The organism is Mycobacteriales bacterium (assembly GCA_035504215.1).
Taxonomy (GTDB): Bacteria; Actinomycetota; Actinomycetes; order JAFAQI01; family JAFAQI01; genus DATAUK01.
The window spans coordinates 1-16,408 of record DATJSI010000035.1 but is presented as its reverse complement, the minus strand read 5'-3'; the positions used below and the strand labels follow the sequence as shown (position 1 = coordinate 16,408).

The window sequence follows — 16,408 nt, the reverse complement described above, 5'->3', positions numbered from 1 at the left end:
GGGCGTTTAGATCCCGATCCGGTGCTGGGCGTGCAGGTCGCTCGGCCACCAGTTCCAGCGGCCGAGGATCGCGACCGTTGACGGCACGAGCAGCGTGCGCACCAGGAACGTGTCCATCAGGATGCCGATCGACAGGCCCGCACCGAGGTCGGTGAACTGCTGTCCACCGGGAGTCTGGGTGCCGACGACCGCGAACACCGCGAACGTGCCGGCCAGCACCAGCCCGGCGCTGGTGACCGTGGATCCGGTCGCGCCGAGCGCTCGCTGCACCGCCTCGCGCAGTGGCAGGTCGTGCGCCTCCTCGCGGATCCGGGTCATGACCAGGATGTTGTAGTCCTCGCCGAGCGCGAGCAGGAACAGGAACATCAGGAACGGCAGCAGGAAGGTCAGCCCGTCGGTCCCCGCGATCTTCTGGAACACGATGACGCACAAGCCGAGCGCGGCGAGATAGGACAGCGCGACCGAGATGATCAGGTAGAGCGGCGCGACCAGGCTGCGCATCACCAGCGCGAGCAGGAAGCCGATCACGACGATCGCGATCGGGATCACCGTGCGCAGGTCGTGGTCCGACGTCGCCGAGATGTCGTACAACGCCGGCGCCTCGCCGCCGACCGCCGACTGCGAAGCGTGCACCTGGTCCCCGACGCTGGTGACCGCGCGCCGGATCGCGGGGACGGCCCGCAGCGCCTTGGTCGCGGCGGGATCACCCACGGTGAGGCTGGTCAGGTACTGGACCGTCTTACCGTCCGCGCTGACGTAGTTCGACTCGGCCCGATAGATCTGGTACTCCAGCTGGCTCATCGCCAAGCTCGCTGGTTTCAGCGGCGGAAGCTTGCGCGGGTCGCCGTTCGGAACAATGGCGGCGATCTGGCTGTGCAGCCTTTGGTACGCCGAAGCGCCGATCTGCGCACCGTTCGGGTTGGTCGGACCGGTCACCTCGTTGAAGACCGGCGCCGCGGCGAGCAACGACCGTGCTCGGTCGAGCTCCTGCGGGTTGGTCCAGACCGGCTGGTCGAAGCGGAAGATCACGTTCGTCGGGTTCGCCGCCGCCTTCGGGAAGTGAGCCGCGAGAACGTCGTCGCCGGCCCGAGCGTCCGTGCCCTTCGGCGCCGCGACCGTGTTGCCGAAGCCGGCAGGAACATACGCGGTAACCGCGATCGCCAGGCCCCCGAAGGCCACCACGCCGACCACCAGCGTGACGACCGGACGCGCCACGATCCGGCCGGCGACCCGGCCCCACAGCGGGGTACGACGCTCGGTCTCGGGCTTGAGCTTGACCGGCCAGAACACCGCCCGGCCGAACACCGCGAGCATTGCAGGCAGCAGGGTGAGGCCGGCGAGCAACATCAGGAAGATCGCGATCGCGAGCGGCGCGCCCAGGCTCGAGTAGATCCCGAACGTCGCCGCCAGCAGGCTCAGCAACGCGGCGATGACCGTGCCGGCGGAGAAGGTGATCGACTCGCCCACGCGCTCCACCGAACGCACGATCGCCTCTCGTGGCGGGAGTCCGGCTCGGGTCTCCTCGCGTACCCGGAAGATCAGGAACAGCGCATAGTCGGTGCCGGCACCGAGCACGAGGATGATCATCATGATCTGGGACAGCGAGGACACCTGCAGGCCCGCGTGCGTGAGCTCGGCAACGACCCGGCCGGCGAACTCACTGATCAGCAGCGCCGGAAGCAGCGTGATCAGCGGCGCGAGCGGAGATCGGAAGATGATGACCAGCAGGATCAGGATGAACACGACCGACAGCAGCTGCACGCGCGCCGCGGTGTTGCCCGACTTCGCTTCCTGGTCGACCTGGTCCGCAAGCTGTCCGGCCACGTTGGTCTGGACGTCGGGCGGCGCCCGAACACCGTGAATCGCCGTACGCAGGTCGTCGATCAGCGTCTTCGAGGGGCCGTCCTGGCCGAGGTTGATGTTCGACAACGTGAGGATCTGGTTGGCCACCCCGTCGGGCGAGATCCCGAGATCCCGCACCTGAGTGACGTGCGAGACCTTCTTGAGCGCCGCGATGAGCTGCAGGACATACGCGCCGTCCTGTGCAGTCAGCTGGCCCTGCGTGTTCGACACCACGACCGGGACCGGCGTGAGATTTGCGTTCTGCAGCGGCGACGCGAGCCGGCTGGCGACCTCGCTGGGAGAGCTCTTCGGCAAGAAGTCGGAGTTGTTCGCCTTCACCACGCTGTTGAGCGACGGGAAGGCAGCAAACGACCCGAAGATGAGCAGCAGCCAGACGACCAGGACCAGCCAACGGAACCGGACCACGAAGCGACCGAGCGCTGAGTAGGCGGCATGCATGCCGTCGAGAACCTCCGCTTGGGACCTAACGACCGGTGACGAGTGCCAGCACCGGGCAATCATTCTGGCCGGTCGAGGTGAACTGCGGGCAACCGACCCGCGGTCCGGTGGTCACGCTGTGGTAACAGCCGCCGCTTTCTGCAGCCCGAGCGCCTCGATCGAGTGCTCGCGCATCTTGTACTTCTGCACCTTGCCGGTGACGGTCATCGGGAACTCGCTCACGACCATGACGTATCGCGGGATCTTGAAGTGCGCGAGCCTGCCCTTGCAGAACTCGCGAACGTCCGCGTCGGTGAGGCTGGATCCCTCGCGTACGACGATCCACGCACACAGCTCTTCGCCGTACCGTTCGTCCGGAACACCGACCACCTGCACGTCCGCGATCGCCGGATGTGTGTAGAGGAACTCCTCGACCTCGCGCGGGTAGACGTTCTCGCCGCCGCGGATCACCATGTCCTTGATCCGGCCGACGATGTTGAGGTAGCCCTCGTCGTCCATCGTGGCGAGATCGCCGGTGTGCATCCATCGCGCGGCATCGATCACCTCCGCGGTGCGCTCCGGATCGGCCCAGTACCCGAGCATCACCGAGTAGCCCCGAGTGCACAGCTCGCCCGGCTCGCCCCGGTCGACCGTCAGGCCGGTCTCAGGATTGATCACCTTGACCTCGACGAACGGATGGACTCGACCCACCGTCGACACCCGCCGTTCGAGGTCGTCGTCCGCTCGCGTCTGCGTCGAGACCGGCGACGTCTCTGTCATGCCGTAGCAGATCGTCACCTCGTCCATGTGCATCTCGTTGACGACGCGCTTCATCACCTCGACCGGGCAGGGCGATCCCGCCATGATCCCGGTGCGAAGTGAGGTGAGGTCGTAGGTCGCGAAATCGCCGAGCGCAAGCTCGGCGATGAACATCGTCGGTACGCCGTACAGCGACGTGCATCGCTCGTCCTGCACGGCTCGCAGTGTCAGCACTGGATCAAAGCCGGGTGCCGGGATGACGATGCAGGCGCCGTGTGTCGTGACCGCGAGGTTGCCGAGCACCATTCCGAAGCAGTGGTAGAAGGGCACCGGGATGCAGACCCGGTCGGATTCGGTGTAGCGGCAGCCCTCGCCGATGAAGAAGCCGTTGTTGACGATGTTGTGGTGCGAGAGCGTCGCGCCTTTGGGAAAGCCGGTCGTGCCACTCGTGTACTGGATGTTGATCGGATCGTCCGGCGACAGCTCGGCCGACCTGGCCCGCACCGCATCGATGCCGGTGCCAGCAGCGAGACCCTCCCAATCGGGCGAGTCGAGACTGATCACCGTCTCCAGCGCCGGCAGCTCGGCACGGACCTCCTCGACCATGGCGAGGTAGTCCGAGCCCTTGAACTCCTTCGCACAGACGAGCCCGCGGCACCCGGACTGGTTCAACGCGTAGCCGAGCTCGTGGGTCCGGTACGCCGGGTTGATGTTCACGAGGATCACGCCGACCCGCGCGGTCGCGTACTGGGTCAGGACCCACTCGGAGCGGTTCGGCGCCCACATGCCGAGCCGGTCGCCCTTGGCGAGCCCCAGGTCGAGCAGGCCGGCTGCCAGCGCGTCGACCGCGGCGTCGAGCTCGCGATACGTCATGCGCAGGCCGGATGCGCAGTCGACCAGCGCCTCGGCGTCCGGGAACCGGGCCGCCGTCCTGGCCAGGTTGTCGCCGATCGTCTCCCCGATCAGCGGGCGGTCACTCGGCCCAGCGGCGTACGACGGTAGCGCGGTCATGTCCCAGACGATGCCACGCTGCGCCCGGCCGATCCATCCTTCTAGCGAGCCTCGCCGCTGTGCTTCGCGACCCGAAGGCTCGACTCATCGACCGCCTGAAACGCGCTGGCGGGGATGGTCTTGAGCTGCGCGATCATCGTATTCGACCACGCGTTGCTGGCCGCGCCCTGGAAGTACCACGGCGAGCCGTTGTCCGCGAGGATCAGCCCGAAGGTCTTCATCGCACGCAACACGACCTTGGTGTCGTGACTGAAGCCCTTGAGCGAGAAGCTCGCCTTGAGCCGGAACCGCGCACCCATCGGTGGATAGGCGAGGCTCTTCTTGCTCCCCGCCTCGTGCTCGGCCGGCCAGATGAAGTGCTCCGACGTCACCGGCGCGGTGAAGCGGATCGCGTGGTCGACGTAGCCGGCCTTGACCTCGCCGGGCCGCAGCAGGCCGGGCAAGATCGGGAGCCCCGCGGCGTCGGCCGAGGTCAGCCCGTTGGGACCCAGGTCGAGGCCAGGCTTGTAGCGCAGCTTGTTGCTGTCGAGATGCCAAACCGCACCGGAGCCGGCGGTCCAGCCTTTCTTGGTATGGCGGGTCAGCCAGGTCTCGTAGTCGACGCAGGTCGCCTTGTCGACGACGATCGCGTGCCGGTCGCCGCCGGCGTGCTTGCCGCCCTCGATCCGCGTGTCGCTACCGAGCGGGTAGCGCACGTGGTCGCTCTCGGAGGAGTACAGGAACTTCACGTGCACCTTCGGATGGTTCTTTCCGACGACCGTGATCGGAATCCCGTAGGGGACGGGCTGGGCGCCATACGACGGGCCGAAGTCGGGATGCAGCAGGTCGCCCCGGCCGATGTTCTTGACCCACTGCGCGCTGTGCTTGTTCACCGGCAGCTTGTCGATCGGCGTGTTCCAGACGTTGTTCGCCGGGAACACCGTGCACTTCGTGCCGGGCAGATGGCTCTGGTGCGTCGTGGCTGCGGTCGCAGTGGTCCGAGGCACCGAGCCGGCCGCAGGCGCGCCGGTCAGCGCCCCGGCGGCGACGAGGAGGGCCGAAGCGGCGGCTGTGGCGATTCCCATGAAACGCGTCATACCCGGGGTTATCGGCAGATCAAAACCCTCGTTTCACTGCCCGGCCACCACCTGCGTTGGCGCAGCGGCCTCGTCGATCGCGACATCTATGTTCGTCCGCCACAGCAGGACGCCGCCGGCGACGAACAGCACCAGCAGCGACAGGATCGCCTGACGGAACGACCCCGTGGCATTCACCACGATCGTGAACAGCAGCGGCGCCGCCCACGAGGTGCCTTCGTTCGCCACCTCGTAGAGGCCGAAGTAGGTCGCCTCCTGACCGCGCGGCACGAGCTGAGCCCACAGGGAGCGGGCCAGCGCCTGCGAGCCGCCGAGCACGATCCCGATCCCCACGCCGACGACGACCGCCTGCAGCTTCGAGTGCAGCTCGAGGTAGGTGTAGAGGATCAGCAGGCACCAGACCACCAAGCTGGCAAGGATCGACCGGCGGGCGCCGATCCGGGCCGCCACCCGTGCGGCGAGCACCGCGCCACCCATCGCGACGAACTGGATCATGAGGATGAGCGCGAACAGGAAGGTGGCCGCCTTGGACGCGCTGTCACCGAACAGCTCGTGGGTGATAAAGGTCGACGACAGCGCGATCACCGCGGAGATCGCGTCCGAGAAGAGCAGATAGGCGATCAGGTAGCGCAGGGTCTGCGGTCGCTGCCGCAACACCGCGATCGCTTCGCGCAACCGGGGCCGGTTCCCCGGGCGCGAGGCGTCGTCGAACAGCTCGGCCGGTGGCGGCAGCCGCCGCAGCGACCAGAGTCCCCACCCGGCCCACCACAGCCCGGCGGAGACGAAGCAGATCCTGACCGCGGTGGACTTGTCGAGCCCGATCGCGTGGTGGGCGAGCAGCAGCGCGAGGTTGGCCGCCAGCAGCAGGCCGCCGCCGAGGTAGCCGTAGGCGAAGCCACGGCTGGAGATCGCATCCCGCTCGTCCGGTGCGGCCAGGCCGGGTAGCAGGGCGTTGTAGAGCACGTTCGAAGCGCCGTACGCCTGGCTGCCGAGCAGGAGCAGTACGCCGGCCGCGACGTACTCACCCCCCGAGGTGGCCGCGAACGCCACCGCGACGGCCGAGCCGCCGAGGCAGGCCAGCGCGAGCCAGCGCTCGATCGAGCGGCGATGGTCCGCGGCGGAGCCGAGCAACGGCAGCACGAGCAGCTGGACCAGGGCGGCCACCGTGATGACGAACGACGGGTAGGACTCGGTGCGCAGATGCAGCGGGCCGACCGAGAACAGGATCGAGTGTTTCGGGTGGTGCTTGGTCGCGAGCGACAGCAGCCACGGGCCGGCGAGCACGGTGGCAACGGTCGTCTCCCAGCCGTGGTTGGCCCAGGAGTACATCGACCAGCCGGAGACGGCTCGATCGTCGGCCACGACCGAAGGGTTTCATCTGTGCGTTTCGGCGCACAACGGAGCCGATCGGCACCCGGCGCTAGCCGGCGAGCAGCGAGCCGGCGCCCTCGACCCCGCCGTGCAGATCGAGGACGCGCAGCATCTTCCACGTCGTCGCGGTCGCGGCGCTGAGCACCGGACGGCCCAGCTCCGCCTCGACCACCGCGATGCTCGGCAGCGAAGGCATCTGCACGCAGGCCGAGAGGATCACGGCGTCCGCCTGCTCGATGTCGAGTCGCCGGGCCAGCTTCGGCAGCTGGGCTGGCGGCAGCTCGGCGACCTTCAAGTTGTCCTCGACGCCCAGGCTCACGGCGTCGCACACCCGTACGCCGCCGGCCTCGATGCCGGCGACGACCGTGGCGGTCAGGTCGGGGACGTACGGCGCGACGAGCGCGACCGAGCGGGCGCCGAGGGAGCGGATCGCCTCGACCAGTGCACCGGCGCTGGAGAACACCGGCACGTCCCGTCCATTCTCCCGGGCAGCGGCGGCAAGCTCGCCCTCGATCGCTGCATACCCGCGGTCGTCCACCATTGCCGCGACCAGGCACGCGTACGCGATGACATCGCAGTCGGCGTCGGCCAGCGCGGCGGCGGCCGCGGCGCCCTGCGCGTTCATCACCGCCAGCTCGGCGGCCTCCACGCGCTTCATCCGAACCCGCGCGGAGTGGAACGTGAACCGCTCGGGCAGTGCCGCTTCGCGCCGTCGCAACAGCGCCGGGACTTCGGTTTCCATGGTGACGTTGGAGCTCGGCACCACCATCCCGATCCGCAACGCGCGCTCCGGCACTTACACCGGCTCCACGAGCCCGGCGAGATCGGGCTCCTCGAGGTCGTTGAGCGAGGCGAGCGCAGCCTTGATCAGCGGCTCGGCGAGCTCCACCGCCTCCGGCACACGAATTCGGTCCGCCATGTACTGGTGCTTGGCTCGCGCCTGCTCGACGCTGCACTCGCCGTTGATCACCCAGTCCCGCACGATCTCCTGGAGGGTCTCCAGGAACGACAACGAGTCCGCTGCCTGTACGACGTCGGCGCCGTCGAGGCCGCCGAACTCGTGCAGGGTGATCAGCCGGCGCACCTCCCTGCGATCAAGGCGGTCGGACGCCTCACCCTGCTCGTGGATCCACACACCGACGACCTCGGCCGAGCGGCGTCCGTGCGCGTACAGGTAGTCCGGGTCGTCCCAACGACCGTGGGCCTTGTCGATGACCGGGCCGCCCGGAAACATCCGCTCGATGTCGTGCGTGACGGCCGCGAGCCTCATCTCGAGCGACGCCGCAGGGTCGAGCCGCACTGTCCAGTCGCGCGCGCGTTCGAGATGCAGCGCTTGGCTGTACGGCGCGATCCACTCGAGCGCGCGGCGTTCGATCTCGGTCGCGGGCTCGATCCGCGGCGCCTCATCACTGAGTGCGGTCAACTCGCCCTCTCTTCGGTTGTGGTCAAGAACCGCTCGATCTCAGCGGTCGTGTCGTCGAGGTTGTCCCACGGCACCATGTGCCCACACCCGGCCACCGCGTGGTGCGCGGCTCGCGGGTTCGTCTGCTGGAGCGTCATCACGTCCGGCGCCGTGACGACCGGGCTGGCATCGCCGTAGAGCAGCAAGGCCGGCGCCGGCACCTCGGCCCAGATCGGCTCGAAGGCTTCGAGGTGGAACCAGGAGTAGCTCTCCACCACGGCGACCTCGTCACAGGAGCCGATCCACTCCCCGCGCGAGACGAGCTGCTCCTCGGTCCAGGTCGGGTAGTGGTGCCGCGCCTGCTCGACGCCCTTGCCTTCACGACCGTCGTGAATGCCGCCGACGAACACGTCCAGACCGGTCGGGTACGGTCGCCGGCCGGGGCCGGACATCGGTGGGTCGATCGCCACGACGCCGCGGCTGCAGCCGGGGACCCGGGCATACGCAGCCGCGACGACGCGGGCGCCGAGCGAGTGCCCGACGAGCAGTGGCCGGTCGATCTGCGCCGCGGCGATCAGGGCGAGCACGTCATCGGCGTAGTCGCCGGCTCGGTGCGTGCCTGATGGCGTGCGTTCGGACAGACCGCGCCCACGCATGTCCAGGACGTAGACGTCGCCGATCGCGGCGGAGCGGGTCCACCGCTCCGCCGCGAAGGCGAAGGCAGCCGCCGGCGTCGTGATCCCCGGAACCATGACGACCGGCGGCCCGCTGCCGCCGCTCGCATGGCGAGCGGCGTGCAGCTGGTACCCCCCAGACGTGAAGAACATCGACGAGATGGTCACGACGCTGCCGTCGCCTCCAGCTCGACCCCGATCCCGGCCTCCGCGCCGCCCTTCTGGAACAGGGTCAGCACGACGTAGACCAAGCCGCCACCTAGACCGGCCATGAGCCACGACAGATCGACGCCTTTGACCGAGCTCTCGAGCGCTCCGGTGAGCAGCGTCGTGGTCGAGAACAGCAGCCCGAACCCGGCACCGGCCAGCCAGGCGATCGCCGCCGCGGGATTGATCCCGCCCGTGTACCAGTAGCGGCCGCGCGCGCCCGGGATGGCGAACGCGTGCAGGTCGACGGCGTTGTACTTGCCCTTGTTCATCAGGTAGTGGATGCCGACGATGACCATCCACGGCGTCGCACTGACGATCATGATCGTCACGAACGCCTCCAGGTTGGAGATGAAGTTCGTCGCCACCACCAGCAGGTAGGTCAGACCCAGCGCGATCACGCTCAGCACGACGGCGATGTGCCAGCGCTTGAAGCGCAGGAAGAACGGCCAGGAGCTGATGTCCAGCGCCGCGTTGTAGAGCGACATCGCCGCGCTCATGATGTTCGACGCGAGGCCGAGCATGATGAGCATCGGCAGGAGGAACCACGACGGCGCAGCCGACGTGATGCCACCCACGAAGTCGAACGCCTGACCCGGGAACGCGGTCGCGGCGAACGCCGCCGCGATCATCGCAAGCCAGCAACCCATGAAGATGCCGCCGAAGCCATAGGCGCCGACCACCCGCGACGAGGAGTTGGTCGGGATGTAGCGCGCGTAGTCACCGACGAACGGGCCCCACGAGATCGGCAGGGACGCCGCCGTCGTCGTCGCAAGGAACCAGGTCGGCCAGAACGTGCCGAGCAGGTACTCCTTGCTGTCGTTGGGGATCGCGTGGAACTTCCCGGCGAACACCGCGAAGAGCAGGATGCCGACGACGATCGCCAGGACCGTCACCACCCGGTCGCTGCGCTCGAGGGTGCGGTGGCCGAGGATCGCGGCTCCGACGGTCGCGAGGATCACGCCCGCCATCGCGAGGGACAGCGCACCGAGGCCGGTCGGTGTGCCCCACCATCGGTTGAAGGTGTAGATCACGGCCTGCCCGGACGTGTAGACCAGAATCACGAAGAACCCCATCGCGATGAACCACGTGATCCCGGACCCGATCAGCCGACCCCGTACGCCGAACGCCCCGCCGCTCGTCACCTGGGTGTTGGTCCCGGTCTTCGGGCTGGCCGGCGTGACCGCGAGGAACACGAGCGAGCCGATCAGCGAGCCGACCGTGATCGACCAGAACGCAGGCCACCAGCCGAGCCCGAACGCGATCGGCAGGGCGCCGAACAACATGTTTCCGTAGCCGAACTGCGGACCGAAGAACACGGTGAACAGCTCGTACGGCTTCGACTTGCGCTCGACCTCGGGGATCATGTCGATCCCCCGGGTCTCGATCGACCCGAACTGGTCGTTGGCGTGCCCCGCGGCTACGGCAGCGCCGGCCTCGAGATTGGTCATATCCCCTCCAAGCTCCCGAAACTCTGGTGGATCCGATCCTTGGTGCTGACTCCCCCGTCAGCTGCGCGGCCGCATCTCCTCGATGACGATGTCGCCGTTCACGACGACCGGCCGGTCGTCGAGGGACAGCGAGTAGCCGTGCAGCGGGATGTCGACGTGACACGGCGAGGCGTTGGTTCCACCGAGCTCCTGGTTGGGACCGGTGGCGAACAGCACGTTGCCGTAGAAGGAGCGGCCTTCCTGACCGATGCCGCGGGTGTCCATCATCGGCGCCGACCAGCGCGCCTTCTCGTTCAGACCCCAGCCGATGTGGGAGATCGCGAAGCCGTCCGGGTCGTTGAACTGGTCCATGTAGTCGCGGAGCAGCTCGGCGTCGAGCTCGCCGCTGAAGTCGACGATCCGGCCGTGCTCGACCCGCAGGCGGATCGGCGTACGGATGTGCGACTTGAACGGGTAGATGATCGTGCCCGGAGCGAGCACCATCGTGCCGTCGACGCCGTCGTCGTGAGCCCCGGTGAAGATGAAGCCGGACGGCCAGTGGTCCAGCGGCCGGGCTCGTCGGTGTATCCGTACTCGGTGATCGTCGGGTACTTGCCCAGCCGATAGGTGAGGTCGGTGCCGTTCTCGTGCTGGACCCGAAGGCTCTGCGCCGAGGCGAGCAGGTCACCCGCGAACTCCACCCGCTCGCGCAGCTCGGTGGTGGGCAGCAACCGGGTGAGGACGTCGACCGGTTCGACCGCGAGCAGGATCCGAGTGCCGGAGGCCTGGATCTCGAGCTGCTCCTTGGAGAACAGCATGAAGACCAGGTCGACGACGATCGCCGCCTCCTTCAGCGCCGCCATCGCCGCCGGGTGGTCGGTCAGCGGCGTCTGGCCGACGGACCAGCCGGCGCCGCCGGCCTTGCCGCGATGTGCCGGAACGCGGACGTGGTAGGGCAGCGCGCCCAGCTCCTTGGCCGCCTGCATGAACGCCGCAGCGTGGCCCATCAGCTCATCGGCGGCGTCCGAGCTGAGAATCGCAACCGCCTCGCCCTCGTGCACTCCGCACAGGCGGAGCTCCTCGCGGCAGACGTTCACGAAGTCGTAGTCCATGGTCACTCCTCGTCGAAGGGTGGGTTGGTGGTCGAGTCGCCGAGCGCCGCTTCGAGCCAGGCGAGTGAGGTCAGGAAGGACTCGTCGTCGGCGCGGACTCCGACGGCTTGTACGCCGACCGGAAGGCCATCGGCGCGGCGGTAGTAGGGCAGGTTGGTCGCCGGCGCGCAGAGCAAGGTCCACGGCCGGCACATCACCGGGTCGCCGGTGAACTCGAGCCCGGTCGGTGCCACCCCCAATGCGCTGGGAGCGAGGATCACGTCGAAGTCGGCCTCGAGAGCGGACAGCCGTTCGACGGCAGCCGCAGTCGCGGTGCGGGCGGCATCGTGCTCGTCGGCGGAGCAGGCATCTCCGCGCGCGACGATCTCGCGGGCGCTCGGCGAAATGCGCTCGACGTCGTCGCCGAGCCGGGCGTGCAGGTTGTGGGCCACCTCGACCGCCATGATCGTGGCGTGCACCGCCGGGAGGTCGGCCCACTCGGCCGGCAGGTCGAGCGGCTCGACGTGACAGCCGTGCGCGACCAGCTCCTCGGCGCCCCACTCGATCGCTGCGTCGACCTCCGGCTCGCACTCGCCCCAGGCTTCGGTGTCGAGCACGGCGATCCGCGGTCGGACGCCGTCCGGCCGCAGAACTGCCATCCGCTCGGCCGGTTGCGGGTCACCGCGCACGCCGTAGTAGGTCATCGTCAGGTCCGCGACGTTGCGCGCGAAGATCCCCACCGTGTCGAAGGAGTCGGTCAGCTTCCAGATCCCGGCGGTGGAGACCCAGCCCTTGACCGGCTTGTAGCCGTACACCCCGCAGTACGCCGCCGGCCGGATCACCGAGCCCGCGGTCTGGGTGCCGAACGCGACCGGCACCATGCCGGCCGCGACGGCCGCCGCCGATCCGCTCGACGAACCGCCGGGAGTCCGGGAAGGATCGATCGGATTGCGGGTCCGCGTCGGCGTGAACATCGCGAACTCGGTCGACTCGGTCTTGCCGGCCACGACCGCGCCGGCCCGGCGGCAGGCGGCGACGAGGTCGGAGTCGGCCACGGGTTGGTGGTCGGCAAACAGGGGCGATCCGTAGCCGGTCGGCAGGTCGGCGGTGTCGATCACGTCCTTCACGCCGACGATCAACCCGCGTAGCGGCAGGCTGGGATCGGCGTCCGCTGCCGCGGCCGCCGCTGCGACCAGCTCCGGCTCGACGATCCTGAAAGCGCCGATCTCGGCGTCCAGCCGTTCGATCGTGGCCAGGGCTTCGGCGGCGGCGGCGACGACCGACGTGGTGCCCTGCGCCACCGCGCGCATCTCATCGATGCCCCTCGCGGCGCTCGTCGTCGTACCGGCCGACCGGCTCATCCACCGCTCCCGGTCGCGCGGCCGGACAGCCGGCCGAGAACGACGTCGATCGGGTTCGCGTGGCTGGTGCCGGCCCGGCCCGCGTCGTGGTCGATCGTGATCGGCCGGACCTGGAGCGCGAACAGCTCGTCGGTGCCTGCGGGCTCTCCGGTCGTGCCGATCGCCCACTCGATGTCGAGGCCGCGCCCCAGCGCCGCTTCGAGCTCGGCCGCCATCCGTAGCAGCTCGGCGATCTCCTCGTCGCTGATCGCCCATTGCTGCTGGCGCTCCGGCTCGACCGGATGCACCTGCACGCCGCGGCCGTCGGAGGTGAGCCGATGCTCGACCACCTTGTGGCCGAGCCGGCGGGTCTGCACCTGACGCGTGATCTTGTTGACCTCGAACAGGTCCGGCGTGATCTCGCCGCCGACCACCGCCTCGCCCAGCCCGTGCGCCGCCTCGATCACGACGAGTGACCGGTCGCCGGTGCGCGGGTGCTGGGTGAACATGACGCCGGCCGCGCGGGCGTGCACGAGCTCCTGCACGATGACCGCGACCGAGCCCTCCGGCCCGACCTCGCGGTGCGCGCGGTAGGAGTCGACGTGAGGGTCGCGGGCGGTCATCCAGCACAGCTCGACCTGGTCGATGACCGAGTCGACTCCGCGTGCGCCGAGGTAGGTGCGGAACTGGCCGGCGAAGCTCGCGTCGTGCGCATCTTCGACGGTCGCGCTGGAACGGACCGCAACGGTGAGCAGGTCACTGCGCTGCTCGCAGAGCAGGTCGTAGGCCTGCGCCAGCGCCAGCCGGACGTCGTCGCGCAGCAGGCCCGAGTCCTCGGTCCCGCTCGCTACGTAGTCGGCGTACGCGGCAGCGGTGACGACGAAGGACGCCGGCACCCGTTGCCCGGCCCGCAGCAGCGATCCCAGGCCGACCGCCTTCCCGCCCACGGTCTCGACGTCGTCGGCGGTGCAGGAGGCGGTGACGCGCACGTAGCGGCTCGAGCCGCCGACGTTGCGCTCGTCGCTCATGGTCAGCTCGGTCACCCGGCGCTCTCCGCGGAGTCCGCTGCTCGGGACAGGAACGTCACCACACCGTTGTCGCCGTCGACGCGTAGCCGGTCGCCGGTCTTCACCAGCTGGGTGCCGATGCCCGTGGCGACGACGGCCGGAAGCTCGTACTCGCGGGACACGATCGCGGCGTGCGACATGATGCCGCCACCGTCGGAGACCGCCGCGGCGATTCGCGCGAACACGATCGACCAGCTGGGCGCGGTGAGCGGGCAGACCAGGATCTCGCCGTCCACCAGCTGGTCCAGCTCCTCGACCCGGTGCACGACCCGCGCGGTGCCCTCGACCACGCCGGGTGAGGCGGCGAGGCCGTGGAACTCCTCGGCTGCGCCGGCGCCGTCGGCGGCCAGCCAGCGGTTGATGGTGTCGCTGTTGATGCCGAACAACGTCACCGTGATCGGCTCGGTGACGACCTCGGGTGGCACGCCGAGCGCCGGCGGCGGGCGCCAGGACTCGAGCGCGGCGTAGATCCGCCGGCGGCGCTCGATCTCCCGCCGCCAGGTGTGCTCACCGGACGTGGGCACGCCGATCGACCAGCGCACCTCGGCCTCGTAGAGAACGCTGTACACCTCGTAGCGGTGCAGGAAGTAGATGTCGTCGTCGCGCTCGAGCATCCCTGCGGCGACCAGCACGGCGCCGAGCTCTCGCGCCTTGTTGAAGAAGATCGAGTGGTGCCAGTGCTCGACGTAGAAGTTGTGGTTCTCGACGTAGGGGAAGACCTGGCGCGACAGGCCGAGCAGGGCGTCGAACCCGGCCCGGTGCTCCTCGTCGAGCAGGTCGCGGTAGCCGGACGCGATCCGTTCGCGCTCGGCCTGCAGGTGCTCGAGCGGCCGACTGAGGTCCTCGCCGCGCTCGATCCGCGCGACGTAGTCGCGCATGGCTGCGAACGGCGGGGTCATGTCGTCGATCCACGCGCGGTTCGCGTGGCAGTAGCCGGCTCCGGTCGAGTAGTAGAACCAGGGGTCCTTGATGCTCTCCAGGTCGGCCAGCCACTCCTTGCCCTCCGGGCTGGCTTCCATCGCGCTGACGACGTCATCGGGACTGCCGGGGGACTTGAGAACGTCGCCGACGCCGAGCTCGACCGCGCGGTGGGCGAGCCGGCGCAGCTCGCTGTCCGGGCGGTAAAGGATCACGTCGATCCCGGCCACCATCCGCGCAACCAGGTCGTCGGTGATGGCGGGGAAGTTGGTCTTGCAGAACTCGAGGAAGGTCAGGTAGGCGCCGTAGGCGAGGTTGAGCATCTCGAAGTGGTAGTAGGCCATCTCGTGCATGTTTTCGAGCAGCCGGCTGTAGCCGGCCAGCAGATCGAAGGCGGTCGTGATGCCGCGCGCCGAGGTCACCGTCTCGGTCGGTTCGCGCACCCCGAGCGGTTCGAAGTGCATCGCCTTCAACCGGGCGATGCAGTCGGTCGCCTTGCCGACCCAGTCCTCGTAGATCGTGTCCCAGTTCTCGAAGTAGTGCCGGGCGCGCTCGGCGAAGATCGGCTCGCGCTCGGCGATCTGCGCGGGGTCCTCGATCACGTTCGGGCTCAGGTAGAGGTAGCCGTTGACGATGCGCTGCTCGATGCCAAGTGCGGTCGGGAGGTTCCAGATCCGGGTCGTGTACTGGTTCAGCGAAACCAGCCAGCTCTCCGGCATCATCAGGTCGAACGGGTAGACCGGCTCCGGGTTGTGCATCTGGTCGAAGAACCAGAGCTTGTCCCGGTCGCGCTCGCGAAGGTCGTCGCCGAACAGCAGGTACGACGGGTACATCGACTGCCAACCGTCGGCGCCTTCCGGCGTGGCGATGTCGTACGGATCGGTGAAGCGACCGCCCGACTCAGCCATGCAAGGCCCTCCCGTTCACCCGGATGCAGGAGCGCATCATCGAAGCGGCCCCCTGCGGTTGGAAAGGATTTCGTTCCTGATAGCGGAACATCGTCCCGGATAGCGGAACGGCCTCACACGATCAGCGGAACCCGGTCCCGCTCCACCACACCGACTCCACGCTCATCAGCTGGGCCGCGGCGGCGCGGACCCGGCGGGCGGTCTGGTTCATGTGCTCGCCGGCGATCCGGGCGGCCGGTCCGGCCACGGAAATCGCGGCGCGCGCGATGCCGGTCCGGTCCAGGACCGGTGCGGCAACCGACGCGAGGCCGGGCTCGTCCTCCTCGATCGAGTAGGCGTAGCCGCGGGCGCGGGTCTCGGCGAGACAGCGCAGGAACTGCTCCTTGGTGCGGATGGTTCGCGGCGTACGACGCTCGAACTCGTTGGCGCACGCCGCCTCGGCGACGGTCGGGTTGAACGCCGCCACTGCCTTGCCCGAGCTGGTCAGGTGGATCGGGCGCAACCGGCCCACCCGGGAGGAGAAGCGCAGTCCCTGGTAGCTCTCGAGCCGCTCGACGTAGAACATCTGGTTGCCTTCGGGGACGGCGAGGTGAACGGTCTCGCCGGTCTGGTTGCGCAGGGACTCGAGCAACGGCAGCGCGCGGTCGCGCAGCGGGCTGCGGCTCGCCACGGTCTCCCCCAGCTCGTGCAGGCGGATGCCGAGGCGGTAGGAGCGGGTGTCCGGCACCTGCTGGAGGTAGCCCTTCTGGCACAGCGTGGTCACGAGGCGATGGGCGGTGCTCTTCGAGATCCCGAGCCGGCGACCCAGCTCACTGACCCCGAGCTCCGGCTCGTCGGCCAGGCAGTCGAGCACGTCGAGCGCCGTGGCGACCGA

14 protein-coding genes are annotated in these 16,408 nt (G+C 68.9%); all 14 read right to left on the bottom strand.

What is annotated here, in order from left to right; genetic code table 11:
• Positions 1-6 precede the first annotated feature (6 nt).
• Positions 7-2,301, bottom strand: a complete 2,295-nt coding sequence (locus tag VME70_03605) for an MMPL family transporter (protein HTW19283.1) — start codon at positions 2,299-2,301, stop codon at positions 7-9.
• Positions 2,302-2,412: 111 nt separating this feature from the next.
• On the bottom strand, positions 2,413-4,050 hold the full coding sequence (locus VME70_03600; GenBank protein HTW19282.1) for an AMP-binding protein: 1,638 nt from the start codon (positions 4,048-4,050) through the stop codon (positions 2,413-2,415).
• A 41-nt stretch (positions 4,051-4,091) separates the two neighbouring features.
• On the bottom strand, positions 4,092-5,114 hold the full coding sequence (locus tag VME70_03595; protein HTW19281.1) for a hypothetical protein: 1,023 nt from the start codon (positions 5,112-5,114) through the stop codon (positions 4,092-4,094).
• A 45-nt stretch (positions 5,115-5,159) separates the two neighbouring features.
• Positions 5,160-6,488: an MFS transporter gene (locus VME70_03590; protein HTW19280.1), complete on the bottom strand. Its 1,329-nt coding sequence runs from the start codon at positions 6,486-6,488 to the stop codon at positions 5,160-5,162.
• 58 nt (positions 6,489-6,546) lie between these two features.
• Positions 6,547-7,293: an Asp/Glu racemase gene (locus VME70_03585; protein HTW19279.1), complete on the bottom strand. Its 747-nt coding sequence runs from the start codon at positions 7,291-7,293 to the stop codon at positions 6,547-6,549.
• Positions 7,294-7,920 (bottom strand): hypothetical protein, encoded by a 627-nt coding sequence (locus VME70_03580; protein ID HTW19278.1) that lies wholly within the window; start codon positions 7,918-7,920, stop codon positions 7,294-7,296.
• Entirely contained in the window at positions 7,917-8,726 is an 810-nt protein-coding gene (locus VME70_03575; protein ID HTW19277.1) for an alpha/beta hydrolase, read from the bottom strand. Before VME70_03575 ends, VME70_03580 begins: the two co-directional genes overlap by 4 nt.
• Positions 8,727-8,737: 11 nt before the next feature.
• Positions 8,738-10,231, bottom strand: a complete 1,494-nt coding sequence (locus tag VME70_03570; GenBank protein ID HTW19276.1) for a cytosine permease — start codon at positions 10,229-10,231, stop codon at positions 8,738-8,740.
• Between the two features lie 57 nt (positions 10,232-10,288).
• Positions 10,289-10,582: a hypothetical protein gene (locus tag VME70_03565; protein ID HTW19275.1), complete on the bottom strand. Its 294-nt coding sequence runs from the start codon at positions 10,580-10,582 to the stop codon at positions 10,289-10,291.
• Positions 10,525-11,322 (bottom strand): hypothetical protein, encoded by a 798-nt coding sequence (locus VME70_03560; GenBank protein HTW19274.1) that lies wholly within the window; start codon positions 11,320-11,322, stop codon positions 10,525-10,527. Before VME70_03560 ends, VME70_03565 begins: the two co-directional genes overlap by 58 nt.
• Positions 11,323-11,324: 2 nt before the next feature.
• A complete protein-coding gene (locus tag VME70_03555; protein ID HTW19273.1) occupies positions 11,325-12,662 on the bottom strand; it encodes an amidase in 1,338 nt (445 codons plus the stop codon).
• Positions 12,659-13,684, bottom strand: coding sequence for a PEP/pyruvate-binding domain-containing protein (locus VME70_03550; GenBank protein ID HTW19272.1), 1,026 nt, complete (start codon positions 13,682-13,684; stop codon positions 12,659-12,661). Before VME70_03550 ends, VME70_03555 begins: the two co-directional genes overlap by 4 nt.
• Positions 13,681-15,534, bottom strand: a complete 1,854-nt coding sequence (locus VME70_03545; GenBank protein ID HTW19271.1) for a PEP-utilizing enzyme — start codon at positions 15,532-15,534, stop codon at positions 13,681-13,683. Before VME70_03545 ends, VME70_03550 begins: the two co-directional genes overlap by 4 nt.
• Before the next feature lie 121 nt (positions 15,535-15,655).
• On the bottom strand, positions 15,656-16,408 hold a 753-nt coding region (locus VME70_03540), incomplete at its 5' end, for an IclR family transcriptional regulator (GenBank protein ID HTW19270.1).

Coding starts and splice junctions, on each gene's coding strand:
- VME70_03555 (HTW19273.1), bottom strand. CDS start 12,662: ATGAGCCGGTCGGCCGGTACGACGACGAGCGCCGCGAGGGGCATCGAT.
- VME70_03605 (HTW19283.1), bottom strand. CDS start 2,301: ATGCATGCCGCCTACTCAGCGCTCGGTCGCTTCGTGGTCCGGTTCCGT.
- VME70_03560 (HTW19274.1), bottom strand. CDS start 11,322: ATGGACTACGACTTCGTGAACGTCTGCCGCGAGGAGCTCCGCCTGTGC.
- VME70_03595 (HTW19281.1), bottom strand. CDS start 5,114: ATGGGAATCGCCACAGCCGCCGCTTCGGCCCTCCTCGTCGCCGCCGGG.
- VME70_03600 (HTW19282.1), bottom strand. CDS start 4,050: ATGACCGCGCTACCGTCGTACGCCGCTGGGCCGAGTGACCGCCCGCTG.
- VME70_03565 (HTW19275.1), bottom strand. CDS start 10,582: ATGGACCAGTTCAACGACCCGGACGGCTTCGCGATCTCCCACATCGGC.
- VME70_03575 (HTW19277.1), bottom strand. CDS start 8,726: ATGTTCTTCACGTCTGGGGGGTACCAGCTGCACGCCGCTCGCCATGCG.
- VME70_03545 (HTW19271.1), bottom strand. CDS start 15,534: ATGGCTGAGTCGGGCGGTCGCTTCACCGATCCGTACGACATCGCCACG.
- VME70_03570 (HTW19276.1), bottom strand. CDS start 10,231: ATGACCAATCTCGAGGCCGGCGCTGCCGTAGCCGCGGGGCACGCCAAC.